The sequence below is a fragment of the Neisseria sp. P0017.S009 genome (genome assembly GCF_051957375.1).
GTDB lineage: Bacteria > Pseudomonadota > Gammaproteobacteria > Burkholderiales > Neisseriaceae > Neisseria > Neisseria perflava.
In genome coordinates this window covers 79,980-102,872 of record NZ_JBQCWL010000006.1, presented here as the reverse complement: position 1 = coordinate 102,872, position 22,893 = coordinate 79,980, and the positions used below count along the sequence as shown (strand labels likewise).

The window sequence follows — 22,893 nt, the reverse complement described above, 5'->3', positions numbered from 1 at the left end:
ATTTAAAAAAAAATTCAAATTAAGCCTTGAAAAAAAATGAAGCAACCTTATTTACAAGCCATCGGAACGAAATGTTCCACAGGATTATTAATTTAGAAAAGTTTATTTATTAGGAGCAACATAATATGGCAAAAGTAATCGGTATTGACTTAGGTACAACCAACTCTTGTTTGGCCATTTCTGAAAACGGTCAAACCAAAGTCATCGAAAATGCAGAAGGTGCACGCACCACTCCTTCCGTTATCGCTTATTTGGACGGCGGCGAAGTCCTCGTCGGCGCACCGGCAAAACGCCAAGCCGTAACCAACGCTAAAAACACCATCTACGCTGTAAAACGTTTGATCGGTCATAAATTTGAAGACAAAGAAGTCCAACGCGACATCGAATCCATGCCTTTCGAAATCATCAAAGCCAACAACGGTGACGCATGGGTGAAAGCGCAAGGCAAAGAGTTGTCTCCGCCGCAAGTTTCCGCAGAGGTCCTGCGCAAAATGAAAGAAGCCGCTGAAGCTTACTTGGGTGAGAAAGTCACCGAAGCCGTGATTACCGTTCCTGCCTACTTCAACGACAGTCAACGTCAAGCGACTAAAGACGCAGGTCGCATCGCAGGTTTGGACGTAAAACGCATCATCAACGAGCCGACCGCTGCCGCTTTGGCATTCGGTATGGACAAAGGCGACAACAAAGACCGCAAAGTAGCCGTATATGACTTGGGTGGCGGTACTTTCGATATCTCCATCATCGAAATCGCCAACCTCGACGGCGACAAACAATTTGAAGTATTGGCTACCAACGGCGATACTTTCTTGGGCGGTGAAGACTTCGACCAACGCTTGATCGACTACATCATTGACGAGTTCAAAAAAGAACAAGGCATTGATTTGAAACAAGACGTAATGGCTCTGCAACGTCTGAAAGAAGCTGCTGAGAAAGCTAAAATCGAATTGTCCAGCGGTCAGCAAACTGAAATCAACCTGCCATACATCACTATGGACGCAACCGGTCCGAAACACTTGGCCATGAAAATTACCCGCGCCAAATTCGAAAGCCTGGTTGAAGACTTGATCCAACGTTCTATCGAGCCTTGTAAAGTTGCATTGAAAGATGCCGGCTTGAGCACCAGCGACATCGACGACGTGATTTTGGTCGGCGGTCAAAGCCGTATGCCGAAAGTACAAGAAGCCGTTAAAGCCTTCTTCGGTAAAGAGCCTCGTAAAGACGTGAACCCTGACGAAGCTGTTGCCGTAGGTGCAGCGATTCAAGGCGAAGTATTGAGCGGCGGCCGTAGCGACGTATTGCTGCTGGACGTAACTCCTCTGTCTTTGGGTATCGAAACCATGGGCGGTGTGATGACCAAGCTGATTCAAAAGAACACTACTATTCCGACTAAAGCGTCTCAAGTGTTCTCTACTGCCGAAGACAACCAAAGCGCAGTAACCATCCACGTACTGCAAGGCGAACGCGAACGCGCTTCTGCCAACAAATCTTTGGGTCAGTTCAACTTGACCGACATCGCACCTGCACCACGCGGTATGCCACAAATTGAAGTTACTTTCGACATCGACGCCAACGGTATCTTGCACGTTTCTGCCAAAGACAAAGGTACTGGCAAAGCAGCCAACATTACCATCCAAGGTTCTTCAGGTTTGAGCGAAGAGGAAATCGAACGCATGGTAAAAGATGCCGAGGCCAACGCTGAAGAAGATAAAAAACTGACTGAATTGGTCGCTTCCCGCAACCAAGCCGAAGCTCTGATTCACTCTGTGAAAAAATCTCTGGCTGACTACGGCGACAAACTCGACGCTGCCGAGAAAGAAAAAATCGAAGCTGCGTTGAAAGAAGCTGAAGAAGCAGTTAAAGGCGACGACAAAGCCGCTATCGATGCCAAAGCCGAGGCTTTGGGCGCAGCCAGCCAAAAATTGGGCGAAATGGTTTACGCTCAAGCGCAAGCCGAAGCACAAGCAGGCGAGGGCGCACAAGCCGAGTCTTCAGTTAAGAAAGACGACGACGTTGTAGATGCCGACTTTGAAGAAGTAAAAGACGACAAAAAATAATTGATGCCATCTGAAAAAAAGCGCGAATCGAAAGGTTCGCGCTTTTTGTCGTTTGGGAAATGTGTAAAGACGTTTTGTCAAAATTGACGGTAAACTTTCAAAACCTTGCTACATCATTGTGTCGCCATACTTCTATTGCCAAATTTTGAACAGATTTCGCCGAATGCTGACAGCAGCTGACAGTCAAAGCCATTAATATTTGTCCATCGCTTGAGTGCGAATAAATTCTTATTTTTACCTCAAATCAACTCCTTGAAAGAAGATAAATATGAAAAAACTGATTCAAATGACCTCTTTGATGGTTGCGGCTGCCGGCTTGGTATTTGCTCCTGTCGCTTCTGCACACGGCAAACACGAAATGCATCCGAAACAAGAGCGTATGCACGAAAAAGCCAAACTGCAAAAAATGAAAAAACCTGCACCTAAAGCCAAACACCACGCAGCCAAGCCCAAACATCATCAAGAGCATCGCCACGAACATCATTAAGATGAACCCTCAACAATAAATAAGGCCGTCTGAAACCCAAACATCAGTTTTCAGACGGCCTTCGGTTTATCTGTCAAATAGCGCTTTGCCGTTTTTCTTGTGCCAAACGGGTCGGCTCCAGCCAGGCAATGTTTCTCTCTGCCAGCGCATCGCGCCAATAATCCAGTTTGGTATCCAAATCTTCAGAGAAACTGTCTTGATTCAAAAGCTGAATGATAACGCCGCCGTCCGTAGCTTCGGCCAAGCGGCTGATTTGACGCAAAATGCCGCGGTCGGGAACAGTTTGCGTGCGTACGCCGATGAGAAGTTGCGCCGGAGTTTGTTTCAATTCGGCTTCTAATTGTTCCAAATCTTTTCTGCCGGCGGCCACGCCTTTGTCTATCCATTCTTGCGCCAAAACGCCGGAAAACCAAAGCGGATCAGGCCATTCCGTTTCCAGTGTAACAGCCCATTTGGGCGCATTATTCAGCGTAATTTTAGATGAAACGGGAACGATGTTTTCCTGAAAATCATCGGCGTCGACAATTTTCGTTTGCCATGTGCGGAGGATGTTTTGATAGTAGGGCTGATTCAAATCCAAACGTTCGCGAAGGGTTTTTAAAGTAATCTTGCAAGCCAGCCAAGCAAGCAAGCGCGGCAGAATGCCATAGCAGATAATGCTGCCGATGAGTAAACCCGCCCAAGCGCGTGCATCTTCGATATGATTGTTCAGACGGCCTGCAATTACTGCCTGACTGTCGGGAACAGGAAAGCCCAAACGTTCCGGCAGCCATGACAAAGCCTCAACCGTTTTCACCAATGCCGTATTACTTAAAAGCGTACTTTCCCAGTTGAACGTATATTGACGCACCAAAAGCAGCAGCAAAACAGAAACCAACATTCCCGACAGCGTGCATAGCCACAGACCGTGTGAAGTTGCACCAATCAGCCAACGCGTTTGCGGTTTGCGCCATTCATCCACATAAAGCCGCAAAATTGCCTGATTGACAGGATCTTTGCCTCGGAACCAAGTTGCCGGACTGCTGATAAAGTGCACATTTTTCAAATGCAGGAATAAAGTCGCCAGCCACACCAGCAGCATGACTGTATTCATGCCCAAAATCCCGGCCAATACCAGAAAAAAGTTCAGCCCCTGATTGTCCATCAAAAGATAAGTACTGGAAAAACCGACCGTAAACAACAACGTCGCCGCAACAATCCAAAGCCAAAACGAGCCTGTCTCCACCTGTTGCAACACATATTTCAAATGCTGGTCGCGGTCAATAATTTGGGCACGGTGTATCAGTTTTTCCTCGTTGCCGCCATCAATATGTCGCAACGCTTCCGTCGCCTGAACGGGATCTCCCGGAAAAATATAGGCACGTTCTTCAAGGATACGGACCAATTCGACAAGTTTTTGCGATGGATTCAACATAAATGATAGGCCGTCTGAAAGATAAGTGGAAACGTCTGTTATACCCCCAAATAAACCCCTTTTTTGCAAAGGTCAAAAAATTAAAAGCAGTTTTGATTTTGAATAGGGTATATAGTGGAATAGATGTAAAAAAAGCAGCCCGAAAGCTGCTCATTTTGAGTGTGGTGCGGACGGAGAGACTCGAACTCTCACACCTCGCGGCGCCAGAACCTAAATCTGGTGCGTCTACCAATTTCGCCACGTCCGCACTAATTTGAACCGTGGATTATACACAAGATTAATGGGGGTGCAAAGTCTTGTTTGCTTGAATTTTTCGGCTTATCCCTTATATAATGGTTTATTCCGGCCGTCTGAAAGCAGGGTTTGTTTTCAGACGGCCTCAACTTTACTATTGGTGAGGAAGGGCAGATGCCTGCTTTATTGATTAAAGATTTTTTGCAGACGCAAGGTTTGAAGTTGCCTGCGGATGAGATACATGTTGCTTATTTGACTGCCCAGGCTGTGATTAAAATGGGAAATGCTTCTGTTGAGCGTTCGATTTTGTGGCCGTCTGAAGACGGTTGGCAGTTGGCGGATTATGTTGATGCCGAACATGAATTGTTGCTGAAACAGATTTTTATGGCTTTGGATTCGGTTGCCGAGCGCACCGAGCATTTGAAAAGCGCAGCGGTTTATACAGCGTTTCCGAAAGATGGCGCGTTGTCTCTGGTTCGACTGAGCCGTTGGGGCGTGCCGTTGGAAAATGTGATTCCAATCGACGAGCAGTCCGGACAGGCTTTTTTGGCTGTGCGTACGGCGCAAAGCGGTTGGATGAATGTTTGTCAGAATGTGGCGTATTGGCAGGAAATTGGTGAATTGTCGGACGAACGCAATCATCCCGGTTTGAGTCAGATTTCAGTTCCTGTCTGTATGCCCAGCGGTGCGGTTTTGGGTGTGGTACATGCCGAGTTTGATGTCAAAGACGGCGCGCCCGATGAAGTATTGGTGGCTTGGATTGCCCTTGCCTTGGCGCTGTTGGATTCTTTGAAAAATCTGTTGGGCGTGGCTGAAAGCGAGGAAGCGGAAAATGAGTAACGCGTTGAAGTTTGTCGCGTCATGCCGTTTGCCTACGGAATGGGGCGAATTTACCATGCACGGCTTTGAAGAAGAGAGTGGTCAGGAGCATGTTGCATTGACGATGGGCGATGTTTCAGACGGCCTGCCTGTGTTGTCACGTATTCATTCCGAGTGCTTGACTGGCGATGCTTTATTTTCGGTGAAATGTGATTGCGGCCCTCAGCTTCAAGCAGCAATGCAGACCGTTCAGAAAGAAGGGCGTGGCGTTATCGTATATTTGCGCCAAGAAGGCAGGGGCATTGGTTTGATAAACAAAATCCGTGCTTATCGTCTGCAAGATCAGGGCTTGGATACGGTTGAGGCCAATGTAGCGCTCGGCCTTCCTGTTGATGCACGCGACTTCACTTTGGCCAAGCAGATTTATGATTATCTGCATATTCGTGAAGTCAAGTTGTTGACCAATAATCCTGAAAAAATCCAAACATTGAAAGATTCCGGCATTAATGTGGTCGAACGGATTGCATTACATGTCGGCGAAAATGTGGAAAATGAACGTTATCTGCATACTAAAGCGGATAAATTGGGACATTTGATTTTTGATTGATAGAACGGTATATTGGTAATTTTTGAGGTTAAATAAAATATTCCATATTCTTTCAATGGGATATATTTTTATTTAAATAAAAATCTTGCGCGTAGCCTGATTTTTTGATTTAATGTCAGCTTATCGGGTGATTAGCTCAGTTGGTAGAGCGTCTGCCTTACAAGCAGAATGTCGGCGGTTCGACTCCGTCATCACCCACCAAGTTTCCTTTCATTGTCTTTGACAGTGGATGCGCGGTGGTAGCTCAGTTGGTTAGAGTACCGGCCTGTCACGCCGGGGGTCGCGGGTTCGAGCCCCGTCCGCCGCGCCATTATTTAAAAAGCACTGATTATATCAGTGCTTTTTTATTTGTCTTAAAGACACATCAGCTGCGAAAATAGGAACAGGTAAGTACAGGGTATTGAAATACTGTTTAACCTTAAATTCTGATGATTTTGAAAAAGGTCGTCTGAAACTTTTAAAGTTTCAGACGGCCTTTTGTAAGCCGCCGCCGACTTTTGCACTTTGTTGCAGTAACTTTTGCACTCTATGCCCCGCGAAAGTTTCGGCAGCTTTTGCACTATATCGGATGATGAGAAATAAGAAAAGCGACGCTACCGTCGCTTTTTATTTTACCAATTACATACGACCAATTCTCCACTGGTTTTACCAGTTTTATTTCTTCCGACCGTATAAGCCAATTCAAGTTGAGTGATACGGAAATCCTTAAATAATTCCCTAATATCAGGGTGGTCATTAATGGATAGCATGACCTTACCCTTACTCTCTGCCATTACCTTGGCCAGTAATTCATACTGCTCCCAGCCAAATGATTGGTCATAGCCTGCGGTCTGCCAATATGGTGGGTCTGCATAGAAGAAGGTGTGCTCACGGTCATATCGTTTGAAGCAACGATCCCACGATTCATTCTCGATATAAACACCTTTTAAACGGTCTTTAGCAGCCTTTAATTTAGCCTCAATCTGAGATGCATCCCACGCTTTTGACGTGGTAGCTGTCCCGAAATGCTGCTGGACGGTTTTGCCGCCGAAGGCATTGTGCTGAAGATAGAAGAAGCGAGCGGCGCGTTGAATATCTGTCATGCATTCGGGCGGCGTGTTTTGCAGGCAGGCGAATGTCTCGCGGCTGGTCAGCGTCCACTCGAACTGACGGACGAACTCGTCGAAATGGTGTTGTACCACACGATAGAGATTGATGAGCTGTCCGTTGATATCGTTGAGCACTTCAACTTTTGCAGGAACCGGGCGCATAAAGAACAATGCTGCGCCACCGGAAAACAACTCGACATAACAAGAATGCTCGGGGAACATAGGCAAAAGATGTTTTGCCAAACGACGTTTGCCACCCATCCAGGGGATAATAGGTAATGTCTGTTGCATTTTTTGCATCATATATACTCCTAAATTATGGCATTCGCGATGCTCTAAATCAGATTAAATATGATGCTCAAAGGCATTCTTTTGATTTATTAATTAGCTGAAAGAATTGATATTTTTACAACGAGCGCATTTTATTTGCACACAGCCGCTGCCTTTTGCCAGCAACTTCCCACAAAACTTACAGCGTAATTCACGATAGATTTGCATTTGCATCCACTCCTGTATCAGATAGAATGCCTCGGTCTCTAGAGACTAAGGCGGCCTTAGAAGTCAATGCAGGTATGCTCTGCTTGGCTGGCGTAACAGTGTTGCCGCACTGTTACGTCGCCGTCCCACTTATATTTAAAATCCTCCCGAAGGCCCCCTTATTCAGACGGCCTTTCTTTTACCTTGTGACAACTCTGCCAAGTTAACCGGCGAACGTAATGACGGCTCGGTCACTCCCATTACCTCACCGCACCATTCTGAGCAGAACCATTTATCTGCAGACTGCCTCAAAAAACGACGGAAAAATGATGTCACGCATAACACACCCAACAAATCATAACGCTTGCCCTTAGTGTTTCTCCATAAAGAAAACAAACGACCCATGACAATTTGTTGATTATCCAGCACAATCAAATCCCACTTTTCGGCAGGCAACGGCATACGTTTACAGCGCACACCGCCATCACGAAAAGATGATGAATAGCAGTCAAAAAGGCCGTCTGAAAACGCTACCGGCACCGCAATTTCACAGTGAGAATATTGACCGCCGGTAACTTTGCGTATTACCCATTCGACAATGCGGAAAGCTAAGTCCTTGGGTGTTTTTATCGTCTTGCGGCCTTTATATAAAGACAAATAGACTTTTGCCATTTTCAGACAGCCTCCGGCAAGGAGAATGCAATCTCGATTTTGTCTAAATCAGATTGTTTTTTAGCAGCCTCAATCTTGCTTTGCAGTGCTTGGCGCTGGCCTGCCACATGGGCGGCAAGTTGCTCATAGGCCAGCGTTTTACGTAAAGCAGCAGACTTAAGCACATCAGCGGGAATACCGCGAGCTGTGGCAATACCGTCAAGCACCGGAGTTGGCGCGTTTTTATCTAACTGCCAAGCCTTTGCTTCGGAAGCCTGAATTGACCAGCTTGCGAACTCAAATTCAGGTACGCTGTCGATGCCGGCATGCTTGTTAATAAAAGCCTGAGCGGCAGCATTTAATGCGACGAGTTTTCCGGATTTTACGCCGTCAATATTTGCCGATTCAGGCGGGGTCAGGCTGATGCCATCGGGCAAATCACCTAACTTATCCCACACCTGCTCTTGCTCACCGACAAAAACTACGCATCCGCGATAGTCGGGAATTATCTGCCAACCTTGCCCATCCCACTGGGCAGCCTGATATCGTGCGAGATCAGGCATTTCAGCTTCGATGCTGGCGCGCCCGTCATCAAAATATTGCTCCTCTACGAACAAGCCGTCTTGGTCAATCACGCATCTTGTCATTTTTTAACTCCTCAATCTGCTTCTTAAGGTCATCAATTTGAGCAGACATTTCTTGAATCGCTTTTGTTAAAACGGGCACAAATGTCTCGTACTCAATTGTGTAAGTGTCCATCCTGCAATTCACCATCGGCAGTTTGCCGTACTCAGCTTCTAATGCAGCAACATCTTGAGCAATAAACCAATGCTGGATGCGGTCTTCTTTGTAGCGTCCGTCTTTGGTTGGGGCCCGCCACCACTCCCGCAGTTTTTCTGCGCGCTCTTCCGGCGGCAAATCGGTAAAAAGTTCGTCGGTATAGGCGTCTCGGCGGTCATATACTCCAGTTACCGGTCGCAGCTTTTTAACAAAATCCAAACCGATATCCAGTGGTGCGATATCCGTTTTGTCGCGGGCATCCGAACGAATATTTACCGCTGTCGGGGCGTACAATGTTTGTCCCGACCCGCCAAGCTGAATCTCGTTACTTCCATTGATTCGCGCACCGTAACCAATCGCAATGGCATTAGTTATTTTCCCGCTTAAAACATTTCCCTGAACATTTCGATATCCTGCTGAATCGCCAATAAAAACGCACTGCTCACTACTAATAGTAGGCGCGCACCAATATCCCACAGCAACACTTGAATAATGCGTTCCATTTCTGAATGATGATGCCCCAACCGCTACAACTTTTTGGGGGTTACTGCTTGTCAACATGGCATCTGCACCAATAACAGTAGAATATGCACCGCTGACTGCATCTTTCAGTGCATTCGTACCAATCACTGTTAACTCTTCATTCTTCGCTGCCGAAGATGATGACGAATAGACATATTTAAGCTCCGCCACTCCTGATGCGTTAAGTTCTTTAGGACTACGGACTTTAATACTACTTTCTGTTACTTCAACCACTTCAGCAGGCACTACATCACCCTGAACTGTCTTGGCTTCGCCTGAAGTGAGGCGGATTCCCACCCAATAACCGACTTTTGCGCCGCGAATATTGCCAAATGTCAAAGTAATATTATTGCCGCTTTGGGTATAATTTCCGCTCTCAGTGCCAGTCCATAGCACATCGCCTCCATTCGGAGCGCTGGTTCGTTCTAAGTTCTCTAACGCCGAAGCACCAATCGCGGTCACTTTTTCAGCTTTTTTTGTATTTCTTGCGGCACCTCCACCGATTGCGGTTTGCGCATCTCGTCCTTGGTACATCTGTAAAACAGATTCGCCGATAGCTACGGTGCGAGATGTTGGGGACGGCCAAAAAACTTCAATATCGCCAGTCAGTCCTATTGGGGCAACACCGGCCAACGCTGCCGAACCTAATACCACATTCGAATAGCCAGTTCCCAGCCCCTGACCTGAATTTCTGCCGATTGCTACATTTGAAAAGCCGCTAGTGATACCGCGCCCAGCATTACCGCCGATACCGATGTTGCGCGTGCCGGACATCTTAGACTGGTCGTACCATTCCGTTTCGGCCTGTACATTAATAAGACTGTCTGGGCCAATAGAAATATTGTCGCGACTAATACGGGAAAAACCTTGTGAACGATCCCCAATTGCGATAGCTGAAACACACTTTTCAGTTTGATTCATTGCACCTTCGCCAATCGCTACAATTCCAGCACCAGTCCACTCATTCGATTTAATGTTCTCAGCGGCCCCTGAGCCGGAAATGAATCGACCGATACCGCTTCTGATAGGCTGGTATTGAACATCGACAGTTTTGCCGTTAATCACAAACTTGCCGTTTGTGTATTTGTTTTTTTGCGGGTAGGTATTACCCGTATCAATTGACAAACCCAAGCAGTCGACAACAATGCCAAGCGCGGCGGCTTCAGCGGCATTTAAAGTAGATAGTGCATTGTTTTTGCTGGCTACATATCCAAAATCATGCAGGTTAAGCATCCCTGAAAACACACGCTTCCAGCGCGTGCCGTCGGTAGAAACAATAACGGTACAGCCGTTATCGGCGGTAGATTTATCGGTTTTATCCGCCACAAACACGCCGCCGCCCACTGTTGTATTGGGGTGATAGGCGTTAACGTTTACATAACCATCACCGCTGTATTTACGCAAAGCCTCAATACTGGCAACTTGAGAAGCATCGGCGGCCAGCGTTTTAATAGCTGATAAGACTTGGGCATGGTCAGCTTTGTTAGGCTCAATGCCAACCGCGTTTAAAATGCTGTACAACTCGCCTTGCAACTGGTTCAGCCACCATGCGGGTACGGGAGTACCGGGCGTGCGGCGGTCGCCGTCGATAAATTGCTTACTCGGGGTTTGGATTAAGTCCATTTTTATACCTCTTCTTCATATTCAAAGCGGCAATATGTCCATGCCGGTTTTAATTCTTCAAACATCGTTTCGATAATCGGGTCGGTGTATACACTGATACGGTCGCCCGCACGGCTTTGTCCGGCTCTGAAAATATAGGCGGTGGCTTTTCCGTCGGCGATGTCGACGCACCAACGCCAAATAGCATCTTCAGTATTCAAACAATCTCCCGCACAGCTTTCACCGGCACGGAATTGGTCTTCTTCATAAATGTTTACGGTGTAGCCTGCCGATTCAGCAATGGCAGTAAAGTAGGCAATGCTCAAACCGCCCAAGGCGTTGAGTTTGGCCAGCACGGCATCAGTACGTTGTTGGGTATTGGCTCCAGCAGGCGGAGTGATGGCCAGCAGCTCTTCCCAGCGGTACAGGTAATCGTTTCCCGCGTCAGGGAACGGCGCATTTCTCACTCCTTCCGCATGATCGGCCACAATATCAAACACACCCGCTTCAGCTTTGATTTCTGCCGTATCTCCTACGGTGTCGTAGCTGACAGGCGGGCGCATGGCGGCAAGTAAGGCTTGATGGCTCACGTGGTGTACTCCACGCTAATACTGCCAGCACGCAGCCAGTAAATATCTTCGGCACTTTCCTGGGGCTTGATATTGCTCACGGGTGTGGTTAAGACACGGTCACGCACGCCGTACACCTCGCTGATTAAGGTTTCCAACTGGCTTTTAATTAGGGTGTCGCCGGGTTTTAAGGCATCAAAATAGGCGTTTACAGCTGATTTGATGGCAGCGGTGGCCGTATCGGTATCCGTACCGCTGCTTAAGGTAATGGTGACGGCTACATTCACGGTCTGGATACTGGGCGCAAGGGCTAGAAAGCCGTTTTTACGGGTAACAGGTCGCACCGCATCGACATGAGCCTGTACGGCGGCCAGTGTTTCTGCGCTGGGAATACCGTTTTCACCCAAAATAACGGCATCGACAAAGCCGTTACCACGACGCAAAGGGTAGATAAAGGCATCAACCACACCCGGCACTTCCAAGCACCAATTGCGGAAGTCGTATTGGTTACCGCCCGCAGCGGGTCGGCGCAGGCGTTCTTCGTAGCGTGCCAACAGGCTCTCATCGCTTTCGGCATCTGTACCGCCAACCATCGTTAGCAAGACGGCGGAACTGTCAATCCCTGCAGGTACGCTTTGCAGCGTAGCCGCGGTTTCGGCGGTTTGATTTTGAGCACTACCCGCAACAGTGGCGATAACGGCTATCTCGGTGCTTCCAAGCGTACCGATAACGGCAGATTCGGCGGCTAAATACACCTTATCGCCCACATTGATTTGTTGGCCAACAGGCACCGTTGCACCGACCGCGCCGCGAACACGCACCTTACCGCCCGCAAAGGTGGCAGTTTTTCGGTAAATCCCATATTTGGCAGCGTGTTTTTCGAGGTAGGCACTGTCGGCGGTATCGGCAAACGCTTGACGCAAAATCCACTCTTGATGCTGGTATTGGCCTTCACCCACAGCAGCAATAGCGGTAGCACGTACATGGTTGTCGCTGCCTGCGTGCACATGGGCGGTAGGGTTTTGGTTTTGTAGGTCGCGCAGATAATTGGCGCGGATTTGCTCGAAATTAAGTGCTTGCGTCATATCACGGCCACTTTGTGACTAAGAGTTACGGTATCGCCTGCGGCATCGACAGCTTCAATATGCAATTTCAGCCAGCCGCGCTGCGGTGTGGATGTGGTTACTTGGATGGATTGGGCGCGTTTAGACTGAAGCACGGGCTGTAATGCTTGCTCGGCGTATTGCTTGGCCAGAACTTCAATGCGCTTTAAATGCTTTTGGCGGCGTAATTCGTGCAGGCGGCTGCCGAGCGTGCGGTCTGCCCAGTAACTGCCCAAGGGTGTTACCAAGCGGATATACAGCTCGTTTTCGATGGATTGGGCGGATTGGTTGACCACATAGCCGCCTGTTTGTGGGTTGAGTAAAGCGTCCATACCTGAATTTTCGGATATGGACGCTCTTTCTTTGAGTGGATTGATGTCAGACAAATAGAAAAAGCCGCCTAAAAAACCAATAAGGATTCTTAGGCGGCCTTTAAAACCAGTTTAAATGACTTCACCGGTTTCCGAACCGTTGGTCTCAGTGTGTTTGTGGGTGCTGCCGACATCTTTACCGTTGTTGGTTAATGCGCCGGTAGTATTCAAATCGCCGACCATGTCCACGTTGCCGGTAAATGTCGTACCGCTACCGCCTTGCACGGCCATCCCTCCATTGCCGTTGATTTGGCCTTGTGCAGTCAACACCGCAGAACATTCGACCTTTTCTGAAGTGATATTTACGCCGCTAGGTGCTTTAATATTTAATTTATCGCAGTCAATCTCAATGACGCGCCCCTTTTTTAACACTATCTTGGCACCGTCGGCGTTATAAACAGCCGTTTCGCCATCAGACAAACCGGTAATGCGGTACGCGCCGTTTGTCGTGGTAACGATAATACCGTGGCTGGTTTTACCGCCCAAGGGCACAACAACGCAATCACTGCCGGCAGGCGGATTGCTGGTAAAGCCGAAGTTTTCGGCATGCTCCAAGTCTTGCACGGTTTCGCCGTCCAAGCCTTCGACTTGAATTTTTTGCACACCGCCACCTGCCTGGACTCTGGCAACCTTTCCGCGAAAGGCTTGCCGGACTGTGTTAAACGCCTGTTTGATACGCTTATCTATGGTTTTAATATCCATTTAAATAACCTGCAATTCCTGTTTTGGCTTTTTAGCCTGACGGCGTTTCTTCGGCTTGACTGGCGTTTGGCCGTTGGCTTTTCTATTTTCTGACGGCTTGTGTGCAGTTTTCTTGCCATCTTTTTTGCCTGCGCCTTGTTTTTTCTTAGGCGGATCGGCATCCAACACCCATGCACCGTCTTCTTTAAGCGTTAATACGGTTTCCGTGCCTTGGCCTCTGCCTCCGACAAAGGTACGCGCCATCAGGAAATACACCGCGTCGATGCCGTCCGGTTCGCTCAATACGTTGATTCGCTGACCCGGTTGCCATAAAGTACCGTCATCGGTTCGGTGTCCCTGTACCACCGCCGTGATGGTCAAGCCTTCCAAGCGGCTGTCCGCCAGGCGTTTCTTTGCTTTACGTTCCGCTTCCGCCTGACTGTCAACATCAGGCTCTGTCACAATTAAAGGCCGGCTCAGCTTAAGGGATTCATCTTTCACCGTCGCTTTGATATTGTGCTTGCCGGTATGACTTTGCCCCAATATCGTGACCTCACTGTACCGAGCGGCCATATTGCGCTCGACTTCCAAGCTCTTGATATTGTTATTGTCGCCACTGACCCGTAAGACCAACTCGGCAACAGGTGCCGTGGTGTAGTCAGGACCACCAACAACTAACGTGCCGTCAGGCTCCATCCAAGGCCATACCCCGTTGGCTTCGGCATATTGTGTCAAGGCATCCCATGCACGGCTTCCGGGCTCGATTTGAACTTTATGGGTTTTATTGGTTTTGGCTGCATCGATACGGATTTTTGACAGACCCAAAGGCTTGACGATTTTTTCAATAATTTGGTTTAAATCCATATCCTGCGCATTAAACAACGGCGCAGAACAGTCCAACAGGATACCGGCATCATCTCGACCTTGGATGGTCAGCGTTTTATTGCCTTTCTCCGTCGTAGTGTGCACACGGTCGATACGGCCGCTTAATACCGTATCCCCACCGACACGGACTTCTACTTTATCGCCTTCTTTCACAGCAGTTGGAACAGCATCCACAGGACGGCCTAGAGTGACTGAAAAGTCATCGGCGGGGGTGAGCAGGTCAGAAACGATGTCGTAATTCGTCCACTGCCCATGAGTTTTGCCGTTAATCATCAGAGTGACAGTATTATTTGGCGTAGGCATTTAACACCTCTCCTTTACTGAGAAAGTTCGGATGACGGATTTGTGGATTCAGACGCAACAACTCGCCAAAACGGCTGTAATCGCCATACCATTCAAACGCCAACAGATGCAGGCTGGTATCACGTCCTACAATTTTCTGCACTAACGGAGGACGCATATTCAAAACGGCAAAAGCCTGTTTTTGCAGCTTGTGCGCCGTATCACGCAAACTTTCAGTCAGTTCGGCGGCAGTTTCAAGATATGGTGTTTGCGGCAACAGGCCGGCAGCCTCAATGCGGCGATACACATCATCAGCACTGTCTGCTGGTGTTTGGTATAACCTTAGCAAGGAATAAGCCATCTTCTCGGCCTTTGCCTCATCTGCCAACATCATTGCCAAAATACGGTTTGCGGCCAGCGTGCGTTGTAAAGCAGCATGGGTATCGGATAATAGGCGTGAGATTTCCACGGGCGTCAAAGTTGGCGCATCAATTTGTGTTGCCAGAATATCTGCGGCCTGTTCTGCCAAAGCACACGCTCCAACAGTTGCGGTGAATGCTGTGAAAGCAGCGACATCTTCAACCTTTGCACGCTGAATCAAATCGATTGCCGAAACGCTGCCTTCTGTCCCGCGACTTACCTGCCACGGCGTAGTGGCGGCTTTTGACACTCCGCCAACCATATCGCGCCAGCCATCCAGCCCACTTTTACCTACGACGTGCATATTTGCCAACACACCGAATACTGATTTCAACTCAGCCACCAATACGCGCGGGTTGTTAAGAAGATTCATGGAGCCGGTGAATACGCCGTTTACCTGACCATACATAACGCCGATTGCCGTCAATACTGTGGCATGAAATGCGTTCCAACGGCTTTGTGCCTTCTGAATCTTGCCCAAGGCCGTCTGAAACACTTCAAAACCCTGCCATGAGGCCAAATCTGCCAGCCAATCGATTTCATCGGCCAGTGCAGACGGCAATTCACGGTCAAAAAACGGGGCGGCTTTGACACTTTGCTTAAAGGTCATCCGCACCGTACAGTAATCGGGATTTTCTTCATTATGAGCAGCTTCAAAATCAGCCACCACGCAATCGGGCACGCTGCCGTAAATCGGGTGGATCAATTCGCCCGCACCAGTCTCCCGCAAAACACCTAACAGGCTTTGCAGCCTGCTTTCATAATCATCCCCCCACAATACCGCCGTCAGGCTCATATCCATTGCCGATACGCCCGTGTCCTCAATATCCGAACCCTGAACAAACGGGTATTCGTGTTCGGCTAAGGCGTGCGTGCCACGCAACGTATCATCGATTACATCAAAGCCGACACCCTTGAAACTGGCATCAAGCAAAGTATCTTTCCAACTCATCACGGATCCTTAATTTTTAGCTGCCGCACGCGCCGCCGCTTGATTGATATAGGCCATAATATTGCCGTTTTGAACGGTGACTGTAACGGGTATCGGCTTACCTGCCGCCGCCTGCATTTGCGCCGCCGCCGCAGTCATCTGGGTGGCCGCATTGGTAAGCTGGGCAGTTGCAGCCTGATTTTCAGTTGCCGCTGTGACATACTGTTGGCTGGCTTGCTGATTGGTTTGTGCAGATTGACTGAGCTGCGCCATACTCTCTTTGAGAACAGGGCTGTCGAGCGGAGAGTTATTCCCACCCAATTCCTCCCGTTTTCTCATGTATTCGTTTTTGGCAGACGACATAAAATCAGGCAAAAACGACTGCAAGCGGTCGGCGAATGCCACCAACGGTTTACTCCAGTCGTCATATTTATCCCGTTGCGCCGCCAAATGTGTTACGCCGCCCATAGCGGCCAACGGAGCAGCACCTAAAGTAAAGGCACCCATTGAGCCTGCAGAAGGCAGAAAACGGCCGGCACCGGCAACACCTTGACCGCCTTGGAAGAACCGCCATCCGCCGCTTACCATTGAGCTTGTTCCCACAGTTGCGGATACTGCCGCAGCTCCTTGACCCGCCGCCACCGCTGTCTGCGCGGCTTCCTGATTACCTCTGGCCCAGTCGGCAATACCTTTAAGCTTATTGGCCACCATGTCGGTAAAGCTTGAGAATGCGCCATATTCAGCTTCGCTGTATGCCGTTTTGAGCTGTTCTTTTTTGAATCCGGAGCCTTCGGCCACAAATTGATAAGCCCCATCTACTGCACCGGCGGCGTTGGCTTGTCCTTGCTGCAGTCGTGCGGCTTCTTGCTTGTTGTTGATGAGCGAGAGCAACGCCATTAAGGCTTGGCGGTCTGAAACCAACTGGCCGACAGCCGTACCGTCAACCAAAGCTTTCTGGTTTTCCAGTAAAGCCAACTTAGCCTCATCGCCTTGAGCAGCAGCCATTTGTTTCATTAATGCCGCACTCTTTTCATCCTTGCTCACGATTTCACTGACAATATCGACCAATGCGTCCAGCGAGTTCATGCCTGCAGCCTGACGCTTATTCATACTGGCCGTGAAGTCAAAACCCTCTTGGCCGTTAATGTCGATTTTCTTTGCCTTAGTAACGATGTCCTGACTGCTGATTTTCGCCAGCAGATTGACCAGGTTGTTACCGGCTTCGTCTGTACTGCCTGCAGTCATAAACGCCAGTTGGTTTGCATTTAACAAACTGCTGAAATTATCCAGTGTCGCGCCCATACCTGCGGACTTCATTGCTGCCAACTGTTGCGGCAACCATCGCGCCATGTCTTTCAGCTCAAAACCGCCATCCGCGCCCGATTGCATGGCTCGGTCAAGCAAAGCAGGAATATCGGCTTCTTTAAACCCTGCCTGCTTCGCCTTGGTCACAATATTGGCAATATCATCGGCATCGGCATTGGCGGCCAGTGCTGTTTTCATTACGGTTGGCAACATCTGCTTCACGGCAGCATCACTCAACGAACCGCTGGCCACCATGGTATTCATTGCCTGCAAGGCTGCTTCCTTAGATGTTCCGCCAAGATAAGCGGCATCGTTTACCGTTTTATTAATTTCCTCCATGCCGGCACGTTTTTCCGCCAAAGTCTTGCCTGCATACATGGTATTGGTCGCGTGACGCAGCTCCGTGTCATAGTCCATTGTCCGGTTGACCGGCTGGGCCAACACATAACCGCCGGCCATGACACCGGCGGCAACCGAAGTCGCACCGCGCGCCAAACTTTTACCTCCTTGGATCATTCGGTTGAAACGGCTGCCGCTGTTCATTTCGGCATTTAACTCACGAATACGGCTGCGCGTCTGTTGAGCGGCTCGCGCCAGTTCATTGTGCGAAGCACGGCCGCTTTTGGCCATTGCGTTGTAGGCCGCTTGAGTACGTTGGATTTCACGGCGGATTTCACGCTCTGTGCGAATGCCCAAACGGGCGGCAGCTGCATGCATCAGCTGTTGTTGCCTGCCGGAAGATGATGCCGCACGGCTTTGAATCTGCATCGTACGGTTGGCCTCGGTCGCCAAGCGGCGCAGGCCGACACTTGCGTCATCTCGGAACTTGGCAACTAATTCGATTGTATTACGGCTCATTTTTTCTTCCGTTTACTGATAAAGGTTTGAGTGTGTCCGCCAGATGCAGATGGGGTTGAAGTTTTGGCAGACGGCGCAAACCAGGGCAGCACCACGGGAGCGGCACGGCCACGGTCAATCAAATCGGCCTGTTTGAGCCATCCATCAAGCTCCGGCTGAGTCATCTTGCCGATATCGTCGGCAGAGATACCGTAACTCCCCAGCTTTAAGACTGCGTATCGGTAGCGGTCGGCACGGGCTGAACGGACAGACGCTTTTTTGCCAGCAGCTCTTGGGCGAAATAAAGCGCGTCAAAATCGGTGGCGACCAACTCATCGGCCAAGAAGTCGAGCGTTAAGGCATCAGGTTGAATCGTACCGATATGGTCGAGAGAGGCTGAATAGGCTGCCAACATACGCGCCTGACCCTCCAGCGTTGGGTCAATAGCCATATCTTCGCGCACGGTCAGCAGATGCATGGCAAAATCACGATGGACTACACCGTCAACGGCCACACCGTATTTCAGACGGCCTGTCACAGTTTTGAGGTCGGCGGATACGCTCAAATTGTAGTCTTCGATGGCTTGAGTAAATTCTTGGAATTGGGATTGTTTAGACATAAAAAAGCCCTTAAACTTTGATTAAACCATTGGTAAAGTAGGTTTAATTGTCGTTTAAAGGCAGTTTTAAGATTGTCGGACAGAGGTCACTATCCGAGGTGGCACACTTTATTATTCAGCGGCCAATGCTGCACATTTGTCTTTTTGCTCACGGTAGTCTTGCAGGATATTTGAGCCATCTTGAGGATTAAGGGTACTACCCCATACCATCATCTGCCCTAAAAATAAGGTAGCCCCATAACAGCTACTGTATCGATGGCTATAAGGATTAGTCTGATTGCCCCAGTTTTTGCTCAGTGACGACAACATACCCGTCACTTCGTTGCGGCCGTCCAAGAGCACTCTTTTACCTTGGTCTTTGTCATGAGCAAACGGGATAATTGCAATAGAGGCTCGCTCCAACTGCTCGTTTGTTGTGACTGCCGCCAGCTTCATTTCGTTTTTGTCCCATTGCTTATCGGCTAGCCCCAATTCCTGCAAACTTGCGCCGTTTCGGGCTTTTTCCAGCTGCTCTGACGGGATGCCGCCGCAAGCGGCCAAAACAAAGGCCAGCGTCAATATTGAGTAAGGTAATCTTGTCATGATAATACTTATCCCTTATCGATAATGATAAAGAGATAAGTATATCACTAACATATTTTTACTCAATCACTTTACGGGTTGCAAAGCCGGTCACATCAATGACCAATTCGTTGTCCACCGTATAGCTTTCACCGGCTTCCTTCGCGCAAAAACCAAGATAGGAGGTTGGGCGTGCGCCATTAATATCAGGAACCAGCGAGATTTTTGCGTCTTCGATTTTGTCCCAATCGATAACCGTACCGTCTGTCGGCACGACGGCGGTAAAAGAAATATCATACTGGCCGACACCGCGCGTAAAGCCTTTGACGCGGCGTGTGCGGTTCATGGTTTTAACTTCTTTTTTGCCTGTGATGTTTTTCACATCAATCTTGGTGACTTCCACCTCGGTCGCACCGACATACAGCGTTACGCTGCCTACATATTCTGTACTCATGTTCTTTCCTTTTTACAGATACAGGTCGATAACCATGCCTACTTGGTGCAGGCCGTTAACCACATCGGACGGCACGCGGCAGTTGAGCATGCCGGTGTTTTGTGCATCGCGTTCCACAATCAGGTTGGCCAAATTGTTTTCAACGTCTTCGACGATTTCCAATTCTTCGCATTTCATCAACACGTCGATCAATTCGGAGCGGACACGGGCAATGGTGCGCTCGGTCATTTTGTCGCGCGGGAAACGCAATGCGATACGGTCGGCACACGCGCCTGATACATAAATCAATGTGCGTACGGTAGTCATATCGAGCAGACTTTCGTCTGCCGTGCCGTTGGCAGTTTTGGTATAAGTCGAAATAGCGCGGACGATTTGGGCGGATGTGCCGTCTGGGCTGGTTTCAATAGGAGTAACGCCGTTGTAGAGCGCGTTTTCCTGTTCGGTACGCATAGTCTTGTCTGCACTGTCGCACACACCGATGCCGTTGAGCTTCAGGGTATTGAGCGGACGAGCCGGGTCTTCCTCGCTGGCCACAACGGCCGCAAACGCGGCTGCCAGCTCACATGGCAGGCTAGGCGTTTTACGATACCAGGCCGAATACAGATAACCGCTGTTCAGACGGCCTGCCTGTGTCGTTGTTTGCGCCAATGCACCGGTTTGGCCATAAATACCCAATGCCCAGCGTTTTTCTTCAGGCGCACCGACAGTTTCCAAATGTGTGCGCAACTTCAAGAGGTTCGCCTCATCGGTACAGCCTACCGCAATCAAATTATGGCCTTCGGCAATCACTGCATTCAATGCAGGGCCGATATCGGCATCGGCATCGCCGCCGCTCATCGCTTTGACTGCAACGGTAATCCCTTCGGCGGTATTACCTGTGCGAATACGGATATGGTTGCCGTGCGTGCCTTTATTTTTAGCTGTCAGCGTTACCAAGCCTTCAGAGGCTGTCGCCGTTACCGGCAATGATGTTTCGGCATCAATGGCGGCTTTGACGGCAGAGGCTACGGTTGCGGCGGTTGCATTGGCGGCGACACCGACGGTCAGCGTATCGGCATTGCCGATGTTGACGCGTAAAACGCCTTGCGTATCGGCAGTGCCCGTAATCGTGATATTGCCGGTCGCCGCAACGCCTGCTTCATTGTCGGCAACGGTAATCAGGCTCAAATCTGCATATGCGTAAGCCTTGATAGCGGCCAATGCCATCAAATGCGCCTGAGAGCCGGCACCATACGCAGCTGCGACATCGGCCGCAGAATAGATATTTGCCAGCGCAGTCAGCTTGCCCGCCTTGGGATTGCTGTGTTGCGCAATCAGCAGTACACGTTGCTTGTTGGTTGGCAGGTTGCGTACAGCAAGCTTGGTGTTCCATTCGACGTAAACGCCCGGCTTACGCGTACTGGTCTGAATTTTGTCGAAACTGACGTTTGCGGAAGTCATGATTTGTTGCCTTTCGGGTTGTCCTCAACAATAACCAAGTCGCCGTAGTGAATACAGCGCAGGTAATACGCGGCATTCGGCACTTCGACCGCTTCTTGGTCGGTAATATATTCATGTGGCTTTCCTGCCATAGGTACTTGCAGACCTGTGGCGGCACGAACTTTAATGGTTTCAGTCATGTTTTACCTCGGTTTTAACGGTGGCCGCCATATCGGCGGGTTGGTTTGGTTTTTTGGGCGGGATACGCAGCTCAAGGTTTGCGCCTTTCAAGTCAGGATGTTCTGGATAGGTACAGCCATGGTATTCGGATACGTCGGCATATATTTGCGCCTGTTGAGCATCTGAAACCGTAGGCCGTGGCCAATCGCCGTCTCGCAGTGCGTCTTCGAACCAATGCGTTTCAAAATCCAGCGCAAATACGCTGATTGCGTCCAACTCCATTTGTTTAGAAAACAGGCTTTTTGCTTTGCCCGGCTTTAGACGGCCTATACACAAACCCATAGTCTGATTGATCAGCAACAGGCGCACGGCCTGCATCAGCCGGTAAGTGCCGACATCGTTTCGGTGTAAACCGCCGAAGCGGCTGTCCGCCTCGCTGCCGCTGGCACGGTCGCCGACCAAGACAGTAAAGTGACCAGTGACTTGGTAGCGTGTTCGGCGCGTATCATGGGGCTCGCTGTCGGTAATGCCGGCAAACATGACCCAAACGGCGGGGAACTGGTTGACCACTTGAGCCAAGCCTTCGCCGTCAAATTCGCCACCGTATGTATGCACACCGCTGACCATTTGGCCAAGGCCGTCTGAAAGACGCTGTTTGATGGCTTGTTCAATAGACGCTATCACGGCCGAACACCTTTTCCTTGGCGGCAAACATTACCGCATCACCTTGCACGGTCGGCTTGGGGTCGGCATTTTCAGCCACACCCAAACCAGCCTTGCCTGATGCCACCAATTTGAGATACGCAATCGCCGCCTCATATCGGTGCACCATATCTTCCGTCAGTTGGCGCTTGCCCGTTGCCAAACGGTAAACGGCAATGTCGCAGCAATAAAGGCTCAACAGGCGCACAGGGGCAGGCAACGGCAATTCATAGCGCGATGCCAGATAGCCGTCGATTTCGGCGGAGGCATCATCCAAACCTTGTTGCGCAATTTCGGCATTCACGCTTCCCAAGCGCGTCAGGTCGGTCAGACCTGCAATCGTCGGCTCGGTATAACGCGCCACCAAATCGGCAACCGTTGCGTAAGCCATTAATCCTGCTCCACAGGCAAGGCTTCACAAACAACAGCCATCGGTTCGGCCAGCAGGCGCTCCCACGCTTCGGGCTCGAAATCGGCACGTTTCACAAAGGTAAAATGCGGTTGAACGTGATACCCGCTGCGCCAAAACGCATGGCCATGTTTGGATTTGATGGCAACCACTTCGGCATCTGCCGCCGCTTCACCGCCTGCCTGATAGCGTTCTTGTGCTGCTACTGCTTCAACGGCAGGGCTTGCGGCCTGTTCCAATTGAGCTTCCAATTCGGCGATACGCACACGCGCCGCTTCAAGCTCGGCGTTCAATTTTTCGACTTCAGCCTCAAGAAACGCCTGCAACTTAACGTCTTCGGGGTTTACATCCACAGTTGCGCCAACCGTTTGCTCGGTTTTTTCATCTTCGTTTTTTACTTTTGCCATTTCTTATCCTTTCGGCGGGCAGA

26 protein-coding genes and 3 tRNA genes are annotated in these 22,893 nt (G+C 49.7%); 6 read left to right on the top strand and 23 right to left on the bottom strand.

Annotation, left to right across the window (positions count from 1 at the left end):
- The first annotated feature begins 125 nt into the window (after window positions 1–125).
- Both dnaK and ACTHTG_RS08555 read left to right on the top strand, forming a co-directional pair.
- Entirely contained in the window at window positions 126–2,054 is a 1,929-nt protein-coding gene (gene dnaK / locus ACTHTG_RS08560) for a molecular chaperone DnaK (protein ID WP_049336246.1), read from the top strand.
- Window positions 2,055–2,322: 268 nt separating this feature from the next.
- Window positions 2,323–2,541, top strand: a complete 219-nt coding sequence (locus ACTHTG_RS08555) for a hypothetical protein (RefSeq protein WP_049336244.1) — start codon at window positions 2,323–2,325, stop codon at window positions 2,539–2,541.
- A gap of 73 nt (window positions 2,542–2,614) precedes the next feature.
- Here the strand turns inward: ACTHTG_RS08555 and ACTHTG_RS08550 are convergent, their stop codons facing one another.
- Together ACTHTG_RS08550 and ACTHTG_RS08545 are read right to left on the bottom strand one after the other, a co-directional pair.
- Window positions 2,615–3,955 (bottom strand): DUF2868 domain-containing protein, encoded by a 1,341-nt coding sequence (locus tag ACTHTG_RS08550; RefSeq protein WP_049336242.1) that lies wholly within the window; start codon window positions 3,953–3,955, stop codon window positions 2,615–2,617.
- 162 nt (window positions 3,956–4,117) lie between these two features.
- Window positions 4,118–4,202: transfer RNA gene (locus tag ACTHTG_RS08545), tRNA-Leu, on the bottom strand.
- Between the two features lie 161 nt (window positions 4,203–4,363).
- Between ACTHTG_RS08545 and ACTHTG_RS08540 the strand changes: the two genes are divergently transcribed.
- The 4 genes from ACTHTG_RS08540 (at window position 4,364) to ACTHTG_RS08525 (ending at window position 5,925) form a co-directional block, all read left to right on the top strand.
- Window positions 4,364–5,029 (top strand): hypothetical protein, encoded by a 666-nt coding sequence (locus ACTHTG_RS08540; protein ID WP_039862446.1) that lies wholly within the window; start codon window positions 4,364–4,366, stop codon window positions 5,027–5,029.
- Window positions 5,022–5,615 (top strand): GTP cyclohydrolase II, encoded by a 594-nt coding sequence (ribA, locus tag ACTHTG_RS08535; RefSeq protein WP_004520747.1) that lies wholly within the window; start codon window positions 5,022–5,024, stop codon window positions 5,613–5,615. Before ACTHTG_RS08540 ends, ribA begins: the two co-directional genes overlap by 8 nt.
- 125 nt (window positions 5,616–5,740) lie before the next feature.
- Window positions 5,741–5,816 (top strand) — tRNA-Val (locus tag ACTHTG_RS08530).
- Window positions 5,817–5,848: 32 nt separating this feature from the next.
- Window positions 5,849–5,925: transfer RNA gene (locus ACTHTG_RS08525), tRNA-Asp, on the top strand.
- A 301-nt stretch (window positions 5,926–6,226) separates the two neighbouring features.
- Here the strand turns inward: ACTHTG_RS08525 and ACTHTG_RS08520 are convergent.
- The 21 genes from ACTHTG_RS08520 to ACTHTG_RS08420 all read right to left on the bottom strand — a co-directional run bounded on the left by ACTHTG_RS08520 (window position 6,227) and on the right by ACTHTG_RS08420 (window position 22,870).
- Window positions 6,227–7,006, bottom strand: coding sequence for a DNA adenine methylase (locus tag ACTHTG_RS08520; RefSeq protein WP_249552299.1), 780 nt, complete (start codon window positions 7,004–7,006; stop codon window positions 6,227–6,229).
- Window positions 7,007–7,087: 81 nt separating this feature from the next.
- The gene (locus ACTHTG_RS08515; protein WP_079453713.1) at window positions 7,088–7,201 is read right to left on the bottom strand and encodes a zinc finger domain-containing protein; all 114 of its coding nucleotides are present in this window, start codon (window positions 7,199–7,201) and stop codon (window positions 7,088–7,090) included.
- 162 nt (window positions 7,202–7,363) lie between these two features.
- Window positions 7,364–7,852 (bottom strand): hypothetical protein, encoded by a 489-nt coding sequence (locus ACTHTG_RS08510; protein WP_249552269.1) that lies wholly within the window; start codon window positions 7,850–7,852, stop codon window positions 7,364–7,366.
- A gap of 2 nt (window positions 7,853–7,854) precedes the next feature.
- Window positions 7,855–8,478, bottom strand: a complete 624-nt coding sequence (locus ACTHTG_RS08505) for a hypothetical protein (RefSeq protein WP_440360637.1) — start codon at window positions 8,476–8,478, stop codon at window positions 7,855–7,857.
- Window positions 8,459–10,756: a tail fiber domain-containing protein gene (locus ACTHTG_RS08500; RefSeq protein WP_440360636.1), complete on the bottom strand. Its 2,298-nt coding sequence runs from the start codon at window positions 10,754–10,756 to the stop codon at window positions 8,459–8,461. Before ACTHTG_RS08500 ends, ACTHTG_RS08505 begins: the two co-directional genes overlap by 20 nt.
- A 2-nt stretch (window positions 10,757–10,758) precedes the next feature.
- Entirely contained in the window at window positions 10,759–11,325 is a 567-nt protein-coding gene (locus tag ACTHTG_RS08495) for a YmfQ family protein (protein WP_004520434.1), read from the bottom strand.
- Complete coding sequence (locus ACTHTG_RS08490; RefSeq protein ID WP_004520435.1) at window positions 11,322–12,389, bottom strand: baseplate J/gp47 family protein; 1,068 nt, start codon at window positions 12,387–12,389, stop codon at window positions 11,322–11,324. Before ACTHTG_RS08490 ends, ACTHTG_RS08495 begins: the two co-directional genes overlap by 4 nt.
- On the bottom strand, window positions 12,386–12,739 hold the full coding sequence (locus ACTHTG_RS08485; protein WP_004520436.1) for a phage GP46 family protein: 354 nt from the start codon (window positions 12,737–12,739) through the stop codon (window positions 12,386–12,388). Before ACTHTG_RS08485 ends, ACTHTG_RS08490 begins: the two co-directional genes overlap by 4 nt.
- A gap of 111 nt (window positions 12,740–12,850) precedes the next feature.
- Window positions 12,851–13,480, bottom strand: coding sequence for a phage baseplate assembly protein V (locus tag ACTHTG_RS08480; RefSeq protein WP_004520437.1), 630 nt, complete (start codon window positions 13,478–13,480; stop codon window positions 12,851–12,853).
- Entirely contained in the window at window positions 13,481–14,647 is a 1,167-nt protein-coding gene (locus ACTHTG_RS08475) for a phage baseplate assembly protein (protein ID WP_440360635.1), read from the bottom strand.
- Window positions 14,631–15,998 carry a DNA circularization protein gene (locus ACTHTG_RS08470; RefSeq protein WP_070587411.1) on the bottom strand — a complete coding sequence of 456 codons (1,368 nt, stop codon included), beginning with the start codon at window positions 15,996–15,998 and terminating at the stop codon, window positions 14,631–14,633. Before ACTHTG_RS08470 ends, ACTHTG_RS08475 begins: the two co-directional genes overlap by 17 nt.
- A 9-nt stretch (window positions 15,999–16,007) precedes the next feature.
- Entirely contained in the window at window positions 16,008–18,140 is a 2,133-nt protein-coding gene (locus tag ACTHTG_RS08465) for a phage tail tape measure protein (protein WP_070587415.1), read from the bottom strand.
- Window positions 18,137–18,304 (bottom strand): hypothetical protein, encoded by a 168-nt coding sequence (locus tag ACTHTG_RS08460; protein WP_263339393.1) that lies wholly within the window; start codon window positions 18,302–18,304, stop codon window positions 18,137–18,139. Before ACTHTG_RS08460 ends, ACTHTG_RS08465 begins: the two co-directional genes overlap by 4 nt.
- A gap of 41 nt (window positions 18,305–18,345) precedes the next feature.
- The gene (locus ACTHTG_RS08455) at window positions 18,346–18,738 is read right to left on the bottom strand and encodes a hypothetical protein (protein WP_440360634.1); all 393 of its coding nucleotides are present in this window, start codon (window positions 18,736–18,738) and stop codon (window positions 18,346–18,348) included.
- Between the two features lie 111 nt (window positions 18,739–18,849).
- Window positions 18,850–19,320, bottom strand: coding sequence for a hypothetical protein (locus ACTHTG_RS08450; protein WP_440360633.1), 471 nt, complete (start codon window positions 19,318–19,320; stop codon window positions 18,850–18,852).
- A gap of 58 nt (window positions 19,321–19,378) precedes the next feature.
- Window positions 19,379–19,753, bottom strand: coding sequence for a hypothetical protein (locus tag ACTHTG_RS08445; RefSeq protein WP_004520443.1), 375 nt, complete (start codon window positions 19,751–19,753; stop codon window positions 19,379–19,381).
- Window positions 19,754–19,765: 12 nt separating this feature from the next.
- A complete protein-coding gene (locus ACTHTG_RS08440) occupies window positions 19,766–21,193 on the bottom strand; it encodes a phage tail sheath subtilisin-like domain-containing protein (protein ID WP_049335909.1) in 1,428 nt (475 codons plus the stop codon).
- Window positions 21,190–21,372, bottom strand: coding sequence for a DUF2635 domain-containing protein (locus ACTHTG_RS08435; protein WP_004520445.1), 183 nt, complete (start codon window positions 21,370–21,372; stop codon window positions 21,190–21,192). Before ACTHTG_RS08435 ends, ACTHTG_RS08440 begins: the two co-directional genes overlap by 4 nt.
- Window positions 21,365–22,036, bottom strand: coding sequence for a DUF1834 family protein (locus ACTHTG_RS08430; RefSeq protein WP_004520446.1), 672 nt, complete (start codon window positions 22,034–22,036; stop codon window positions 21,365–21,367). The genes ACTHTG_RS08435 and ACTHTG_RS08430 overlap by 8 nt, the downstream gene beginning before the upstream one ends.
- Complete coding sequence (locus ACTHTG_RS08425) at window positions 22,020–22,445, bottom strand: gp436 family protein (protein WP_004520447.1); 426 nt, start codon at window positions 22,443–22,445, stop codon at window positions 22,020–22,022. Before ACTHTG_RS08425 ends, ACTHTG_RS08430 begins: the two co-directional genes overlap by 17 nt.
- On the bottom strand, window positions 22,445–22,870 hold the full coding sequence (locus ACTHTG_RS08420; protein ID WP_004520448.1) for a hypothetical protein: 426 nt from the start codon (window positions 22,868–22,870) through the stop codon (window positions 22,445–22,447). Before ACTHTG_RS08420 ends, ACTHTG_RS08425 begins: the two co-directional genes overlap by 1 nt.
- Between the last annotated feature and the right edge of the window lie 23 nt (window positions 22,871–22,893).